We start from the raw sequence: 15543 nt of genomic DNA, 5'->3' as shown, positions 1-15543 counted from the left end.
AGCTTACTGCCGCGGCGCCGACGCGGCCACCTTGCGCAGCGCATCGAGCAGCGCCTGCGGCCGGTCCACACTGAGCAGCAGCGTGTTGCCATCACTGACCGGCAGGGCGAGCACCCGCGCACGGTCGGTGACCAGGGCGAAGCCCTTGCCGCCTCCCTGCAGGCGAAAGTGGCCCGAGTAGAAGCCCGGCATTGAATAGCCATTGGTTTTGACACGGATGCCATAGCGGCGGTCACGCTGCAGGTCGACCACCTCGGCCTGGTCCAGCCGCAACTGCGCCACCGGCACCCGCCGTCGGTACATCGTTGAACGGACGTCCAGCACATCGCCGGCCAGTTCCACCCGGCGGCGGAAGAAGGCCGTGCCCAGTCCAATGCCCAGCAGGGCAATCACCAGCAGGCTCCATGCCGCACTGCCGCCCATCCGGAACCAGGGCGGCGACAGCGTTACTTCGATCCAGGGTGCGCTCGCCGGTGCCTTGTACAGCTGTGCATACAGGCAGGCCACGAAGGCAGCCAGCAGCGGCAGCACGATCCAGAGCACGCGCAGCGGCGAGCTCTCGGCCACGTCAAAGGGTTTCGGGTCGCTGCCGCCCATGGTTCAGGCCTCCTTCTTGAACACCAGCATCGCCGGGCGCATCGGCGCCGGGATGATGATGTTGACCAGTTCCCAGCCCAGTTGGCCCTGGCGGCTGAGTTCGGCCTGGATGTCCTCGGGCTTGAGTACACCCATCATGGACGTCTTGACCTCGATGGTCTGGTAGCTCCAGCGCTTGCTCATTCCTTGTCCTCCGGCGATGGCGTGGGTTTCGGCAGGCGTCCTGCCTTGCGCAGGGCGTCGCGCAGTACGTATTCGATCTGCGCGTTGAGGCTGCGCAGCTCGTCGTCAGCCCAGCGCTGTGCCGCGGCCAGGACCTCGGCATTGATGCGCAGCGGATAGGCTTTCTTCTCACTCATGAAAACTCCTGGCGGGGCGGTGGGGCGCCCCGTTGCGAGGATGGCTCAGTAAAGCGAACCGGCGTTGACGATCGGTTGGGTGCCGCGGTCCGAGCACAGCACGGTCAGCAGGTTGCTGACCATGTGCGCCTTGCGTTCCTCGTCCAGTTCAACCACGCCATTCTTCTGCAGTTCGGCCAGGGCCATTTCGACCATGCCGACTGCACCGGCCACGATGCGCGTGCGAGCGGCGATCACCGCGTTGGCCTGCTGACGCTGCAGCATGGCCTGGGCAATTTCAGCGGCGTAGGCCAGGTGGCTGATGCGTGCGTCGATCACCTGCACGCCGGCGTCGGCCAGACGCTCGGCCAGCTCGTTCTTCAGGTGCTGGGAGATCTCGCTGGCGTGGCTGCGCAGGGCCAGCTGGCCATCCTCGTGCTGGTCGTAGGGATAGCTGGTGGCCATCGCGCGCAGCGCGGATTCGGACTGGATGTGCACGAAGCTCTCGTAGTCGTCCACGTTGTAGACCGCTTCGGAGGCGTCGACCACCTGCCAGACGATCACTGCGGCGATCTCGATGGGGCTGCCGTCCAGCTCGTTGACCTTCAGCTTGCCGCTCTCGAAGTTGCGCACGCGCTGGCTGACCCGGCGCTTGGCGAAGAAGGGGTTGTTCCAGCGCAGGCCGTTGTCCTTGACCGTGCCCACGTACTTGCCGAACAGGCTCAGCACCGCCGCCTGGTTGGGCTGGATGGTGTACAGGCCTGCCAGGATGAACACGCCCAGCGCCACCAGCAGGGCGCCCAGCAGCATCAGCAACAGATTGGGCGAGCCGGCACTGGCCTTGGCTGCCACTCCCAGTACGAACAGGGCGGCGCCAGCGAGGGCGACGAGCAGGGCGCCGGCCAGCGTGCCGAGGCCGTTGAGGGAAGACAGCGACTTCTCTTTCATGGCGGTACGTCCTTGAGGGTTCGGAGTGAAGATATCAAAGTGATATCACTTGTCGGCTACCGTTCGTCGGATGCCGTGGCCGGGGCGGTCGGCCAGCTAGAATGCCCACCCGCCTTCACATCGCTGCTGGAACCGCCATGGCCAAGCTTGGAACTCCGTTGTCCCCCTCCGCCACCCGCGTGCTGCTGCTGGGCTCGGGCGAACTCGGCAAGGAGGTGGCCATCGAGCTGCAGCGGCTGGGCGTGGAAGTGATCGCCGCCGATCGCTATGCCGATGCGCCGGCCATGCAGGTCGCGCACCGCTCGCACGTGATCGACATGCTCGATGCGATGGCGCTGCGCGCGCTGATCGCCCAGGAGCAGCCGCACCTGGTGGTGCCGGAGATCGAGGCCATCCACACCGAAACCCTGGTCCAGCTGGAACAGGAACAGGGCCTGCGGGTGATCCCGACCGCGCGCGCTGCGCGCCTGACCATGGACCGCGAAGGCATCCGCCGCCTCGCCGCCGAGACCTTGGGCCTGCCGACCTCGCCGTACCGCTTCGTCGATACCGAGGCCGAATACCGTGCTGCCGTGGCCGCCATCGGCCTGCCGTGCGTGGTCAAGCCGGTGATGTCGTCCTCGGGCAAGGGCCAGAGCACCCTGCGCAGCGAGGCGGACATCGCCCCGGCGTGGGAGTACGCGCAGACCGGTGGCCGTGCCGGTGCCGGCCGCTGCATCGTCGAAGGCTTCATCGATTTCGATTACGAGATCACCCTGCTGACCGTGCGCCATGCCGGCGGCACCTCGTTCTGCGCGCCGATCGGCCATCTGCAGAAGGATGGCGATTACCGCGAAAGCTGGCAGCCGCAGCCGATGTCGAGTGCTGCGTTGGCGCGTGCCGAAGAGATCTCGCGCGCGATCACCGACGACCTCGGCGGCTGGGGCCTGTTCGGTGTGGAGCTGTTCGTGAAGGGCGACGAAGTATGGTTCAGCGAAGTGTCGCCGCGCCCGCACGACACCGGCCTGGTGACGCTGGTATCGCAGGAGCTGAGCGAGTTCGCGCTGCATGCGCGCGCCATCCTCGGCCTGCCGATCCCGGTGATCCGCCAGAGCGGCCCGTCGGCCTCGTGTGCGTTGCTGGCGCACGGCGAGGGCGTGCCGTACTTCAACAACGTCGCCGCCGCGCTGCAGGTGCCGGACACCGCCGTGCGCCTGTTCGGCAAGCCGAGCGTGCACGGCCATCGCCGCGTGGGCGTGACCCTGGCGCGCGCGGAAACCATCGACGAAGCACGCGCCACCGCGCGTGATGCCGCCGACGCCATCGGCGTCGAACTGCGCCCGTAAACCAAAAAAGGGGACGGAGGGGATTAAGTCGTTTGTGGCACAAACGACTTAATCCCCTCCGTCCCCTTTTTCCACCGTGCAGTCGACGAACAGTCGACTCTACCCAGTCGACGCTACCGCACGTCCACCCACACCAGGTGGTGGTCGCTGCCGTCGGCGATCTTCGCTTCCGGGCTCTCATTGGCCGGCCAGAAGATGCCGCTGCCCACGTACTCGAAACCGGTCGAGGGCAGCACGTAGTCCAGGCGCATCGTGCCGGACTTCGGGCCGAAATCGCCGGTGGCGTGGAACGGTGCGCCCTTGCGCTCGATGCCCTTGGCCGCATAGGCCAGGCTGGTCTGCTCGCTGCCGACGCTGCGCGGGGTGGGGTAGCGCAGCACGCGGGCGTTCTCGATCAGCTCGACGATCGCCTCATGGCGGCCATCGCCATCGGCCGGGTCGTTGTTGAGGTCGCCGAGGATCACAAAGCGCGCATCCTGCGCCAGACCGCCGCACTGGCCCTTGTCGTCGCACAGCCATGGCTTGTCACCCTTGGACAGGTATTCCTGCCACAGGCGCAGTTCGTCGTGGTTGCGCGCCGCGTTGCGCTTCTCCGGACCGTCGAACACCGGCGGGGTCGGGTGCGAGACCAGCGCATGCACCACGCCGGCCGGGGTCTTCACCGGCACGTCCCAATGCGACTTCGACGACAGGCGCAGCTGCGACCACACGTGGTCGTTGTAGAAGCTCTTGCCGGTACGCGGATCGACCGGGCGGATCGCACCGGGCATCGCGCTCCACTTCAGCAGCTGGAAGCTGCGCACCTTGGCTTCATCGATCGGGTAGCGCGACAGCACCAGCATGCCGTACTGGCCCGGGTGCAGGCCGTAGCCCCATGCATCGTTGCCGCGGCTGCGGCCTTCGCCACCGACCACGCCGTTGTTGTCCAGGTCCAGCCCGCTGGGCACGCCGGTATTGACCGGTGCCAGGTAGCGGTAGGCGAAGTGCAGCGGCTTGCCGCCGCCGGGCTGGGCCACTTCCAGGTAGCGCTTCTGGAACAGGTCGGCGGCGCGATGGGCGTCGTCGAAGTCGAACTCATTCAGCAGCACCAGGTCCGGGCGCACCTGCTGCAGCACCGCGGCGATCTTGCGCGCGTGCTCGCTGTCGCCTTCCAGCTCCTTGATCAGGCCGCCGGCGTCATCGGAGTACAGCGAGGTGTTGTAGGTGGCCAGGCGCAGCGCAGCGGACGGCTTTTCGGTCATCGCAGGGGACGTGGCGAAGGCGGGGGCCGTGGCGCCGCAGAGCAGGGCCAGGGCGAGGATCAGGGGATGGCGGCGGGTCATGTTCATGGGCCGTATTGTGCACCCGGCCCGGTGTCAGCGGTTTGTCAGCGCCCGTCCAGATCGTTGTCGAAATCGTGCCAGCGGCGGCCATCGTAGGCTTCCAGCGGATGGAAGCGACGCTTGTAGTCCATCTTCTGGTGGCCGCGGATCCAGTAGCCCAGATACACGTGCGGCAGCCCCTCGCGGCGCGCCCATTCGATCTGCTGCAGGATCGCGAAGGTGCCCAGCCCGCGCGCGGCGTGGTCCGGGTCGAAGAAGGTGTAGACCGCCGACAGGCCGTGCTCGGTGACGTCGGTCACCGCCACCCCCAGCAGCTGGCTGGGCTGGCCGTCGTGGCCGGGCAGGCGCATTTCCATGAAGCGGGTGTGCGACCAGCTGCCTATCAGGAACTGCTCGAACTCGTGCGGTCCATGGTCGTCCATGCCGCCGTTGGCGTGGCGGTGGGTGAGGTAGCGGTGGTACAGCGCGAACAGGTCGTCGCGCGCGGTGGCGGCGGTGATCCGCACCTCCAGGTCGGCATTGCGGGCGGCGCAGCGGCGCTGGCTGCGGTCCGGAGCGAAGCGCGCCACCGGGATGCGCACCGCCACGCAGGCCTGGCAGTGCGCGCAATGCGGCCGGTAGACCAGGTCGCCGCTGCGGCGGAAGCCCCAGCTCAGTGCCAGCGGATAGAGCGCACCGAGGCGGCGGTCGTTCGGGTCCAGCACCAGGTCGCGTGCCACCCGGTCCGACCAGTACCCGCAGGGGTGCTCGCCGGTCTGGAAAAGTCGCAGTTCGTCGTCTCTGTCGCCATGTATCGCCATGGGCACAGCATAGCCCCAGGTTGTCGCAGTGGCGGCGACTGTCCGGCGGATGAATGGAATCGGCAGTAGCGTCAACCGACGTCGCGCCCGGGCGTTGTTGTCCCCCGAGGGTGAAGTGATCACCCCGACGCTGTTCCCATCCCCAGGAGTGACCTCATGATCCGTACCCCCCTGCTGCTGGCCCTGCTGCTCGGCACCTCCGCTTCCAGTATCGCGCTCGCGGCCGACACCCCGACCACGCCCGCGCAGCGCCCGGCCAGGCTGGACACCAACGGCGACGGCGTCATCGACCGCAGCGAGGCCGCCGCCAACCCGCGCCTGGCCGCGAAGTTCGACGAGCTGGACAAGAACAAGGACGGCAAGCTCTCGCGCGATGAGCTGCCGCGCTGGCAGCATGGGCGACGTGGCCACGGCGGTGAGCGCTGGGCCAAGCTGGACGTCAACAAGGACGGCCGCATCAGCCGCGAGGAAGCCAAGGCCGATCCGCGCCTGGCCGCGCGCTTCGACCAGCTTGATCTGAACAAGGACGGCTACCTGGACAAGGCCGACCGCGAGCTGCGCATGAAGCAGCATCGTGACGCCTGGTTCGCTGCCGCCGACACCAACAAGGACGGCCAGCTGAGCAAGGCCGAGTTCGACGCCGCCAAGGGCCCGATGCACGGTGGCCCGCGCCATGGCGGTCCGCGTGATGGCGCTGCGCCGAAGCCGCAGCGCTGAGGTTCAATGCAGTGATCGATGACAACGCCGGCGTACTGCCGGCGTTGTCCGTTACACGTTTCCGTTGCGCATCAGCGCATATACCACCAGGCCGATCACGAATACGTTCGCCCCGATGATGCCGGTGCGCCCGTACACGGATTCGTATTTCCAGTTGGTTCCGCTGCGGCCGCGCCGCGCTGAATCGCGCGCGATCATGGGTGCCATCACGCGCTGCAGCGGCACCAGGCACTGGTAGCTCACCGTACCCAGGCCGATGACGAGAATCGCAAGTTGCAGCCAGATTGGCACCTGCAGCATCAGCGAGATCAGCAGGCTGGTGCAGACGACCATCGCGGTGAACGTATTGAGGTGCACGAAGCGTCGCACTGCTGTTCGTTCCTGCTGGGTGTCTGCGAAGCGCAGCAGGAAGCGGCCACCCAGGTAGCTGCCGATGATGCCGCCGATGACGCCACCGGCAACGGTGGCCCAGTCGCTGGCGGGAATCAGGTGCAGCTGGCTGGCGGCGGCCGTCAGTGAACCCATGGCTGCCCCGCCTGCGGCACTGACGCCGCCCAGGCCCAGCTTGCTGCCGCCCACGCCGACACCGGTGCCGAGCAGGATCGCTGCGCTGGCCGTGCCGGGCGCGGCCACCAGTACCATCGAAACCACCGCCGTAGCGAATGCGGCGCTCGGCGCGCTGCTGCGCGCGAACTCACCGAAGCGCTGCAGCAGGCCGTCGCGCACCAGGGCACGTGCACGTGACAGGCGCTTGCGCACGGCCGCATCGCTGAGCCCGAGCAGATCGGCGACCTGTTGCGAGCGCTGCCCTTCGCGGTAGTACAGCAGCAGGACTTCGCGGCTGTCGGCCGGCAACGCGGAGATGATGTCCTCGGCGGCGATCTCTTCTTCCACCCGCTGCAGCCGGTCGGCCGCGCCCGGTGAAGGGTCGGCGGCCATGCCCATCGCCACCTCGGCGGCCTCGCCGGTCAGCGGCCGGCCACGTTGTGCACGCAGCCAATCGCGGGCCAGGTTGCGGGTGATCTGCCGAAGCCAGGGCAGGAAACTGGTCGAACTGCGCAGCTGGTGCAGCTGCTGCCAGCCCTTGACGAAAGCCTCCTGCGCGATGTCCTCGCTGGCCTGGCGGTCGCGGGTGATGGCCAGCGCGATGGCGGTGACCGTGTTCTGGCAGGCCAGCACGATGCGGCCATAGGCGTGCTGGCAACCGCTGGCGGCGGCCGGCAGTTCGCGTTCCAGGGTCTGGTCGATCGATGCGGCGAACGTCGTCATGGCGGCGGCTCTCCTGCGGGGATTGTGTCCCATGACGGAGCCGCGCGCCCAATGTGACCGACTTTCTGTGCGGTAGTGCCGGCCAGCGGCCGGCACTACCCGTGCGTTACTTGGAGGGCTGGATGCGGACCCGCACTTCTTCCTCTTCCGGCGCGGCCTGCGGTGCCGGCTGTGCCCGCTGCGGCTGGGCCTGCGGGGCAGGGGCCGGTGCGACCGGTGCCGGGGCACTACGATGGCGCAGGCCGATCACCAGCGCCACGCCGGCGATCACCACCAGCAGGGCGATGCGGATGCGCCAGGCCCAGCTGCGGCCGCCGCTGCCCGGTTCCGGCGCGTCGCGGAAGGCGAACTCGGCGGTCGGGTGGTCGCGACGGGTGGTGTCGAGCAGGCGCGCCTCGCGCAGGATTTCACGCGCGCGCGGCTGGTCGTCGGCGCGTACGATCCACACCGCCGGATAGGCGTTGGCGTTGCCCAGGTCGGTATAGCTGAACTGACCGCGGCGGCGGGTCTTGTACGAGCGCCCGTTGGTCACCTTGACGTCGATGCCATGCTCGCGCAGGAGCTCGGCCACGCCTTCGACGGTTTCCACGCGCTGGCTGCTGAAGATCTGGCGCATGGGGTTACTCCTTGGCTGGCACGGCAGCGGCCGTGGCCTGGTCGGGAACGACGCGGATCAGGCCTTCCTGCGCGGTGCTGGCCACCAGCACGCCATTGCGGGTGAAGAACTGGCCGCGGGCCAGGCCGCGCGAATCCTGCGCGCTGGGGCTGTCCAGCGAATACAGCAGCCAGTCGTCGGCGCGGAACGGGCGGTGGAACCAGATCGCGTGGTCGAGCGAGGCCATCTGCACGTGCGGGTGGTAGTAGCTGATACCGTGCGGGAAGGTCGCCGTGCCCAGCAGGTGGAAGTCGGAGGCGTAGGCCAGCAGCGCCTGGTGCAGCTCCGGCGCATCGCCCACCGGTTCGCTCAGGCGCAGCCACACCTGGTGGTAGGGCGGGCGCTTGGGTGGGTTCAGTTCGTCGCGCGGGTACACGTGGCGGAACTCGAACGGGCCACCGCGCGACAGCCAGCGCTGTACCTTGATCGGCAGCCGCTCCAGCACTTCGGCCGGCAGCGGACGGTTCGGTTCGATGTCTTCCGGCTGCGGCACTTCGGGCATCTTGTGCTGGTGCTCGGCGCCGGTTTCGGCCTGCTGGAACGAGGCCGCGCAGAAGAAGATCACCTTGCCGTGCTGGATCGCAGTGACCCGGCGCACCGAGAAGCTGCCGCCATCGCGGGTGCGGTCCACGTCGTAGACGATCGGGTGGTCGATGTTGCCGGCGCGCAGGAAGTAGGCGTGCAGCGAGTGCACGTGGCGGCCGTTGTCGACCGTGGCCTGCGCCGCGGCCAGCGCCTGGCCCAGCACCTGCCCGCCGAACACGTACTTGGTGCCGATGTCGCGGCTCTGCCCGCGGAACAGGTTGTCCTCCAGCCGCTCCAGCGTGAGCAGGTCGATCAGCTCGGAGACGACGGGTTCGGGCGTGTCGTTCAAGTGGGGCGGCCACAGCAGTGAAGAGGCCCCGATTATACCGGTGCAGGCCAGCCCATCATCGGTAGTGCCGGCCGCTGGCCGGCAGCCTCAGGCGTCCCGGAAGGATTGCCTGGTTGCCGGCCAGCGGCCGGCACTACCGTTTACTTGCCGAGCCGGGCTACCAGGGCCTGCAGCGCGTTCTGTGCATCCGGGGCGAACCAGGCCTCGACGAAGCGGTCCAGCTGGATCAGGTCCGGGTGCAGCGCCTCATGCAGGTCGGCACGGGCAATCGCGCGGGTCAGCAGCATCGGCTGGCGCGGCTGCTTGAGCAGGTTCTGCAGCCAGGCAATGGCGCGTGCCACCACCAGGTCTCCCTCGGCCAGCTCATCCACCAGGCCGATCTGCAGCGCCTGTTCGGCCGGCACCAGCGAACCGGTGGTCAGCAGCACGCCGGCGCGGTGCACGCCCACCGCGCGGCGCAGCAGGCGCTGGATGCCCTCCGGCGCAATCAGGCCCACCTGCACCTCGTTCAGGCCGATGGCATACGGCCGCGACGGATCGGCGCTGCGCGCCATCACCCGGTAGTCGCAGCACAGGGCCAGCACGCAGCCACCCGCCGGGGCGTGGCCGGTGATCGCCGCGACCACCGGAATGCGGCTCTCGGCCAGCGTGCGCACGGCGCCAAAGAAGGCGTTCCAGGTGTCCAGCAACTTGTGCTTGTCATCGCCATGCGAGAGCAGGTGCGGCACGTCCATGCCGCCGGTGAAGACGCGCTCGCTGCCCGACAGCACGATGCCATGCGCGTCTTCGGCCATGGCCAGCTCGATGGCATGGATCAACTGCCGGCACAGTTCGGTGTCCAGTGCGTTGACCGGCGGCCGTGCCAGGCGCAGTTCGCGGATGGGGCCATGGTTGATCACCTCGATGAGCGTCGTCATGCTGCGGTCTCGTTGCGAAGAAGGAACCTGGGCGATGATAACCAAACCATTCGTTGGCGTACTGTGGGTCCTGTGTGCGACCGCAGCATCGGCCTCGGCCGCCGAACCGGCGTGCGTCACGGTGGAGCAGGGCTGGGCGCGGTTGCCTCCGAATCCGGCAATGCCGATGACCGCCGGCTACGGCGTCATCCACAACGGCTGCAGCAAGGCGGTGGCGATCACCGGCGCGACCAGCAGCAGCTTCGGTGATGTGTCGCTGCACGAGACCACGATTGTCGACGGGGTCAGCCGGATGCGCGCGATCGAGCGCCTGCCGCTGGCAGCCGGCGCGCGTGCCGAGTTCAAACCCGGTGGCCTGCACCTGATGCTGATGCAGGGCAAGGGTGCGTTGAAGGAAGGGCAGGTGCTGCCGCTGCGGCTGCAGCTGGAAGGTGGTAGCGAAGCGAGTGCGACGTTGACCGTGCGCAAGGCCGCGCCGTAGCGGGATGGCAGTGCCGGCCGCTGGCCGGCAACTCGGTATGCCGGCCAGCGGCCGGCACTACCAAACAGGCTTACGACCAGTCGTAAGAGAACAGCACCGTGCGGCTGACCGGCTCGTACAGCATCACGATCGCGTCGGCACCGGTGGCGCACCAGTTGTAGCCGGCTACGTCGGCCACGGCGAAGAATTTGTTGCCATTGCGGGTGATGATCACCGTTTCGGCATCGTCCGCAGCGTTGGGGTCATCGGCCGCCTCGGTGAAGCCCAGTTCGAAGGCTGCGGGAATCTCCGCGGTCTCGGTCCAGTTGCCGAAACCAATGGGGCCACCCAGCGTATCCAGATAATCGCGCTCGCTGGCCTCACCCTTGCCGTAGCGCGAGTAGCAGGCGAGACGACCGTGCGTGGCATGGTAGTCGCGGGCCTTGGCGTAGCTCTCGCGCATCTGCGCGATGTGTTCCTGTGCGTCCTTGTCCTGTACCGCATCGCCGATGAAATAGCCCTCGTTGCCGAGGAAGCGCATCTGGTTGCCGGCGGTCAGTTCGAAGGCGATCCAGTTGGTGCCGGTGAAATCGTTGTGGTGTTCTTCGGTGGTCTCGCCGATGCAGCCGTCGTACGGCTCGATCGGGCACAGCATCGTTGCCACCTGGCCAGCCAGTTCCGGGCGCAGCACGCCCAGGTCGATCTTCAGCAGCGGCAGCAGGTGCTGGCCGAGCCAGGCCTGGTCGGCGGGAAAGACGTCGGTGGGGTAGGGGACCATGCCGGGCAGCAGGTCGCGCAGTTCGGTCTTGTGGACCATGTCAGTCCTTTGATCAGTGTCGGTCGTGCCGGCCGCTGGCCGGCAACCTCATTGCAGCCAAAGCGTGCCGACCAAGGTCGGCACCCACCAGGGCGCGTCAGGTAGAGGCGCTGCGGATCGCCTCCGGCAGCGGTGCGCTCTTGCCGGTCTGGGTATCCATCCAGACCACCACCACGTTGCCATCGGAATACAGCTTCGAATCGTCCTGCTGATCGACGATGCGGTGGCCGATGGTCACGCTGCTGTTGCCCAGGCGCTCGACGAACAGTTCGACCACGATGTCGTTGGGCCACACGATCGGCAGCCGGTAATTGACGTTGGTCGCGGCCACCACCGGTGCGATGCGGTCGGTCATCGATACGCCGTCCACGCCCAGCATCCAGCGCACGCGCGCTTCCTCCAGGTAGGAAATGTACTTGGCGTTGTTGACGTGGCCCATGCTGTCCATGTCACGCCAGCGCACGCTGATCGGGATGCGGGCCAGGATCTTGTGTTCGCTGCTCATCAGGCGTCCTTCTTCTTGGTCGTGCTCTTGCTGGCCTTGCCGGTGCTCTTGGTAGCCACCGCCTTCTTCGCCACCTTGGCCGGCTTCTCAGGCTTCACCTTGCGCGGCGGGCGGGCATCGGGCTTGTTGGCCACGGCGGCCGGCTGTTCCGGGCGCGCGCTGGTGGATGGCAGCATGCGGGCCAGGAACTGGCCGGTGTACGACTGCGGGCAGGCCGCCACGTCTTCCGGCGTGCCGGTGACCAGGATGGTGCCACCGCGATGCCCGCCTTCCGGGCCCAGATCGACGATCCAGTCGGCGGTCTTGATCACGTCCAGGTTGTGCTCGATCACCACCACCGTGTTGCCCTCGTCGCGCAGCTTGTGCAGCACGCCCAGCAGCGCTTCGATGTCGTGGAAGTGCAGGCCGGTGGTCGGCTCGTCGAGGATGTACAGGGTGCGGCCGGTATCGCGGCGCGACAGTTCCTTGGACAGCTTCACGCGCTGCGCTTCACCACCAGACAGCGTGGTCGCGCTCTGGCCCAGCTTGATGTAGCTCAGGCCGACGTCGACCAGCGTTTCCAGCTTGCGCGCGATCGACGGCACCGGCTCGAACAGCTTCAGCGCATCCTCGACGGTCATTTCCAGCACGTCGTTGATGTTGAAGCCCTTGTACAGGATCTCCAGCGTTTCGCGGTTGTAGCGCTTGCCATGGCAGACATCGCACGGCACGTACACGTCCGGCAGGAAGTGCATCTCGACCTTGATCAGGCCGTCGCCCTGGCAGGCTTCGCAGCGGCCGCCGCGCACGTTGAAGCTGAAGCGGCCCGGCGAATAGCCACGCGCGCGCGCTTCAGGCACCTGTGCGAACAGTTCGCGCAGTGGAGTGAACAGGCCGGTGTAAGTGGCCGGGTTGGAACGCGGGGTGCGGCCGATCGGCGACTGGTCGATGTCCACCACCTTGTCGAACAGGTCCAGGCCATCGATCTCCTTGTACGGGGCGATCGGGTGCGAGGAACCGTTGATCTCGTTGGCGGCCAGCGAGAACAGGGTGTCGTTGATCAGGGTCGATTTGCCCGAGCCGGACACGCCGGTCACACAGGTCAGCAGGCCCGACGGGATCGCCAGGTCCACGCCCTTCAGGTTGTTGCCGCTGGCCCCGCGCAGGTGCAGGGTCATCTTCGGGTTCGGTTTGTGCCGGCGCGCCGGAATCTCGATCGCGCGCTTGCCGGACAGGTACTGGCCGGTCAGCGAGCGTGGGGCTTCCAGGATGTCCTGCAGGGTGCCCTGGCCGACGATCTCGCCGCCGTGCACGCCCGCGCCCGGGCCGATGTCCAGCACGTAGTCGGCCAGACGGATCGCATCCTCGTCATGCTCCACCACGATCACCGTGTTGCCCAGGTCGCGCAGGCGGGTGAGGGTGCCGAGCAGGCGTTCGTTGTCGCGCTGGTGCAGGCCGATGGACGGCTCGTCGAGCACGTACATCACGCCTACCAGGCCGGCGCCGATCTGGCTGGCCAGGCGGATGCGCTGTGCCTCACCACCGGACAGGGTGTCGGCCTTGCGCTCCAGGGTCAGGTAATCCAGGCCGACGTCGACCAGGAAGCCGAGGCGTTCGCCGATTTCCTTGACGATCTTCGCGGCGATTTCGCCACGCCAGCCCGGCAGGCTCAGTTCGCTGAAGAACTTCAGCGCCTCGTCGATCGGCAGCACCACCAGGTCCGGCAGCGGGCGGTCGGCCACGAACACGTTGCGAGCCGCCTTGTTCAGGCGCGCGCCGTGGCATTCCGGGCACGGCTGTTCGCTGATGTACTTGGACAGTTCTTCGCGCACCGCCGGCGACTCGGTTTCCTTGTAGCGGCGTTCGAGGTTGGGAATGATGCCCTCGAAGCGGTGCTTGCGCTGGGTGCGGCCACCGGCTTCGGTGAAGTAGGTGAAGGTGATCGCTTCGTCGCCGCTGCCATAAAGCACGGCCTGCTGCACCTTGGCCGGCAGCGAGTTCCACGCCGCGTCGACGTCGAACCTGTAGTGCTTGGCCAGCGAGGCGATCAGCTGGAAGTAATAGGCGTTGCGACGATCCCAGCCGCGCACCGCACCGGCGGCCAGCGACAGTTCGGGATGCACCACCACGCGCGAGGGGTCGAAGAACTCGGCCATGCCCAGGCCATCGCAGCCGGGGCAGGCGCCCATCGGTGCGTTGAACGAGAACAGGCGCGGTTCCAGCTCCGGCAGCGAGTAATCGCAGACCGGGCAGGAATACTTGGAGGAGAACAGCGTCGGCGCGGTTCCGGTGTTGTCCAGGCTCTGCACCGAGGCCATGCCGTCGCCCAGCTTCAGCGCGGTCTCGAAGCTCTCGGCCAGGCGCTGCTTGATGTCCTCGCGCGGGCGGAAGCGGTCGATCACCGCCTCGATGGTGTGCTTCTGGCGCAGTGCCAGCGGCGGCACCGCGTCGATTTCATGCAGCTCGCCGTCCACGCGCACACGGACGAAGCCCTGCGCACGCAGCTGGTCGAACACCTGCGCATGCTCGCCCTTGCGGTCGCGGATGACCGGCGCCAGCAGCATGTAGCGCTGTTCCGGGTCCAGCGTCAGCACCTGGTCGACCATCTGGCTGACCGTCTGCGCTTCCAGCGGATAGCCGTGGTCCGGGCAGCGCGGGGTGCCGACGCGGGCGTACAGCAGGCGCAGGTAGTCGTAGATCTCGGTGATCGTGCCGACGGTCGAACGCGGGTTGTGCGAGGTCGACTTCTGCTCGATCGAGATGGCCGGGGACAGGCCTTCGATGTGGTCCAGGTCCGGCTTTTCCATCACGCTCAGGAACTGGCGCGCATAGGCCGACAACGACTCGACATAGCGGCGCTGGCCTTCTGCATAGATGGTGTCGAACGCCAGCGAGGACTTGCCCGAGCCGGACAGGCCGGTGATCACGATCAGCTTGTCGCGGGGCAGGTCGAGGTCGAGGTTCTTCAGGTTGTGCGTCCGCGCGCCGCGGATGCGGATGAAATCCATCGCCATGGGGGATCCGGTTGTGGGGGCGTTGGCTGGGTGCCGGGCCAGCAGGGAACGGCAATCGGTCAGCCTACCGAGGTGACCAGATGGGGGCAATGGGCGACATTGCCAGCCCGGTGTCTCACCTTGTGAGACAGGCCGTCAGCCAGGGGTCAGATCCCTGGCTGACGGCGTGAAAAGGGTTCTGACCCCTTTCCGGTGCCGTCTCCTTCGACGTTCAGGGGTTGACTTGACCCGCGCCCGCTGATCTGCGTAAAATTCCGCTCCTGTCCGCCCTCGATGGCGGCAGCTCAGACCACAATAACTACAGAGGAAGGCCTGGTCATGTACGCAGTACTGGTCACCGGCGGTAAGCAATACCGCGTGGCGCAGGGCGAAAAGCTCCGCATTGAAAAGCTCGAAGTCGAAGTCGGCAGCGAGATCAAGTTTGACAACATCCTGATGCTGGGTGACAGCGACGGCGTGAAGCTGGGCGATGCGCTGAAGGGCGCTGCCGTCACCGCCAAGGTCCTGTCCCAGGGTCGTGCTGACAAGGTCCGGATCATCAAGTTCCGTCGCCGCAAGCACCACATGAAGCGTCAGGGTCACCGTCAGTACTACACCGAAATCGAGATCACCGGCATCGCCGGCTAAGCATCAGGAGAAGCAGTCATGGCACATAAAAAGGGCGTAGGCTCCTCGCGCAACGGTCGCGACTCCAACCCGAAGTACCTGGGCGTCAAGATCTTCGGCGGCCAGGCCATCGAAGCCGGCAACATCATCGTGCGTCAGCGCGGCACCCAGTTCCACCCGGGCACCGGCGTTGGCCTGGGCCGTGACCACACCCTGTTCGCCCTCGTGGACGGCAAGGTGGAGTTCTCGGTCAAGGGCGCCAAGAAGCGTCGCACCGTCAGCATCGTCTCGGCCGACGCCTGATCCAGGCATCGCCGGCGCCCGTGCCTCGGCATGGGGGTGCTGCATGAAGAGCCCCGCTTCGGCGGGGCTTTTCGTTAGAGTTGAAGCAAGACCGGCC

Annotated in this window: 18 protein-coding genes; 5 read left to right on the top strand and 13 right to left on the bottom strand. The window is 67.2% G+C overall.

Annotated features, from left to right (window positions below):
* Positions 1-3: 3 nt before the first annotated feature.
* The 4 genes from AC5P60_RS03220 to AC5P60_RS03205 are packed head-to-tail and all read right to left on the bottom strand — an operon-like array spanning position 4 to position 1883.
* The gene (locus AC5P60_RS03220) at positions 4-597 is read right to left on the bottom strand and encodes a PH domain-containing protein (protein WP_483692949.1); all 594 of its coding nucleotides are present in this window, start codon (positions 595-597) and stop codon (positions 4-6) included.
* A 3-nt stretch (positions 598-600) separates the two neighbouring features.
* Positions 601-780 carry a DUF4177 domain-containing protein gene (locus AC5P60_RS03215; protein ID WP_005412614.1) on the bottom strand — a complete coding sequence of 60 codons (180 nt, stop codon included), beginning with the start codon at positions 778-780 and terminating at the stop codon, positions 601-603.
* On the bottom strand, positions 777-956 hold the full coding sequence (locus AC5P60_RS03210; protein ID WP_005408543.1) for a type II toxin-antitoxin system antitoxin: 180 nt from the start codon (positions 954-956) through the stop codon (positions 777-779). The genes AC5P60_RS03215 and AC5P60_RS03210 overlap by 4 nt, the downstream gene beginning before the upstream one ends.
* A gap of 45 nt (positions 957-1001) precedes the next feature.
* On the bottom strand, positions 1002-1883 hold the full coding sequence (locus tag AC5P60_RS03205; RefSeq protein ID WP_005412616.1) for an SPFH domain-containing protein: 882 nt from the start codon (positions 1881-1883) through the stop codon (positions 1002-1004).
* A 137-nt stretch (positions 1884-2020) separates the two neighbouring features.
* On the opposite strand from AC5P60_RS03205, the gene purT reads away from it, so the two are divergent.
* Positions 2021-3208 carry a formate-dependent phosphoribosylglycinamide formyltransferase gene (purT, locus tag AC5P60_RS03200; RefSeq protein WP_483692948.1) on the top strand — a complete coding sequence of 396 codons (1188 nt, stop codon included), beginning with the start codon at positions 2021-2023 and terminating at the stop codon, positions 3206-3208.
* 113 nt (positions 3209-3321) lie between these two features.
* Here purT and AC5P60_RS03195 read toward each other — a convergent pair whose 3' ends face one another.
* Both AC5P60_RS03195 and AC5P60_RS03190 read right to left on the bottom strand, forming a co-directional pair.
* A complete protein-coding gene (locus AC5P60_RS03195) occupies positions 3322-4536 on the bottom strand; it encodes an endonuclease/exonuclease/phosphatase family protein (RefSeq protein WP_483692947.1) in 1215 nt (404 codons plus the stop codon).
* Between the two features lie 38 nt (positions 4537-4574).
* Entirely contained in the window at positions 4575-5330 is a 756-nt protein-coding gene (locus tag AC5P60_RS03190) for an arginyltransferase (protein ID WP_005408547.1), read from the bottom strand.
* Between the two features lie 156 nt (positions 5331-5486).
* Between AC5P60_RS03190 and AC5P60_RS03185 the strand changes: the two genes are divergently transcribed.
* Positions 5487-6047: an EF-hand domain-containing protein gene (locus AC5P60_RS03185; protein ID WP_483692946.1), complete on the top strand. Its 561-nt coding sequence runs from the start codon at positions 5487-5489 to the stop codon at positions 6045-6047.
* 51 nt (positions 6048-6098) lie between these two features.
* On the opposite strand, the gene AC5P60_RS03180 is transcribed toward AC5P60_RS03185, so the two are convergent.
* The 4 genes from AC5P60_RS03180 to AC5P60_RS03165 form a co-directional block, all read right to left on the bottom strand.
* The gene (locus tag AC5P60_RS03180) at positions 6099-7316 is read right to left on the bottom strand and encodes an RNA polymerase sigma factor (RefSeq protein ID WP_033833353.1); all 1218 of its coding nucleotides are present in this window, start codon (positions 7314-7316) and stop codon (positions 6099-6101) included.
* A 106-nt stretch (positions 7317-7422) separates the two neighbouring features.
* Positions 7423-7932 (bottom strand): pathogenicity-like protein, encoded by a 510-nt coding sequence (locus AC5P60_RS03175; protein ID WP_483692944.1) that lies wholly within the window; start codon positions 7930-7932, stop codon positions 7423-7425.
* Between the two features lie 4 nt (positions 7933-7936).
* Positions 7937-8845 carry an acyl-CoA thioesterase II gene (gene tesB / locus AC5P60_RS03170; protein WP_033833355.1) on the bottom strand — a complete coding sequence of 303 codons (909 nt, stop codon included), beginning with the start codon at positions 8843-8845 and terminating at the stop codon, positions 7937-7939.
* Positions 8846-8985: 140 nt separating this feature from the next.
* Entirely contained in the window at positions 8986-9762 is a 777-nt protein-coding gene (locus AC5P60_RS03165) for an enoyl-CoA hydratase/isomerase family protein (protein WP_012479449.1), read from the bottom strand.
* A gap of 34 nt (positions 9763-9796) precedes the next feature.
* Between AC5P60_RS03165 and AC5P60_RS03160 the strand changes: the two genes are divergently transcribed.
* Positions 9797-10243 (top strand): copper chaperone PCu(A)C, encoded by a 447-nt coding sequence (locus AC5P60_RS03160; protein ID WP_483692943.1) that lies wholly within the window; start codon positions 9797-9799, stop codon positions 10241-10243.
* A gap of 70 nt (positions 10244-10313) precedes the next feature.
* On the opposite strand, the gene AC5P60_RS03155 is transcribed toward AC5P60_RS03160, so the two are convergent.
* The 3 genes from AC5P60_RS03155 to uvrA form a co-directional block, all read right to left on the bottom strand.
* Positions 10314-11039: an enolase gene (locus AC5P60_RS03155; protein WP_483692942.1), complete on the bottom strand. Its 726-nt coding sequence runs from the start codon at positions 11037-11039 to the stop codon at positions 10314-10316.
* A gap of 97 nt (positions 11040-11136) precedes the next feature.
* Positions 11137-11544: an acyl-CoA thioesterase gene (locus AC5P60_RS03150; RefSeq protein ID WP_033833359.1), complete on the bottom strand. Its 408-nt coding sequence runs from the start codon at positions 11542-11544 to the stop codon at positions 11137-11139.
* The gene (gene uvrA, locus AC5P60_RS03145) at positions 11544-14537 is read right to left on the bottom strand and encodes an excinuclease ABC subunit UvrA (protein WP_049454959.1); all 2994 of its coding nucleotides are present in this window, start codon (positions 14535-14537) and stop codon (positions 11544-11546) included. Before uvrA ends, AC5P60_RS03150 begins: the two co-directional genes overlap by 1 nt.
* A 318-nt stretch (positions 14538-14855) precedes the next feature.
* Between uvrA and rplU the strand changes: the two genes are divergently transcribed.
* Together rplU and rpmA are read left to right on the top strand one after the other, a co-directional pair.
* Positions 14856-15164: a 50S ribosomal protein L21 gene (gene rplU, locus AC5P60_RS03140; RefSeq protein WP_005408557.1), complete on the top strand. Its 309-nt coding sequence runs from the start codon at positions 14856-14858 to the stop codon at positions 15162-15164.
* Positions 15165-15182: 18 nt separating this feature from the next.
* Complete coding sequence (gene rpmA, locus AC5P60_RS03135) at positions 15183-15446, top strand: 50S ribosomal protein L27 (protein WP_005408558.1); 264 nt, start codon at positions 15183-15185, stop codon at positions 15444-15446.
* Positions 15447-15543: the final 97 nt, after the last annotated feature.

Source organism: Stenotrophomonas sp. YJH_SMC_120 (assembly GCF_059368675.1).
The sequence above is the reverse complement of the archived record's forward strand: the minus strand, read 5'-3'. Positions and strand labels throughout refer to the sequence as shown.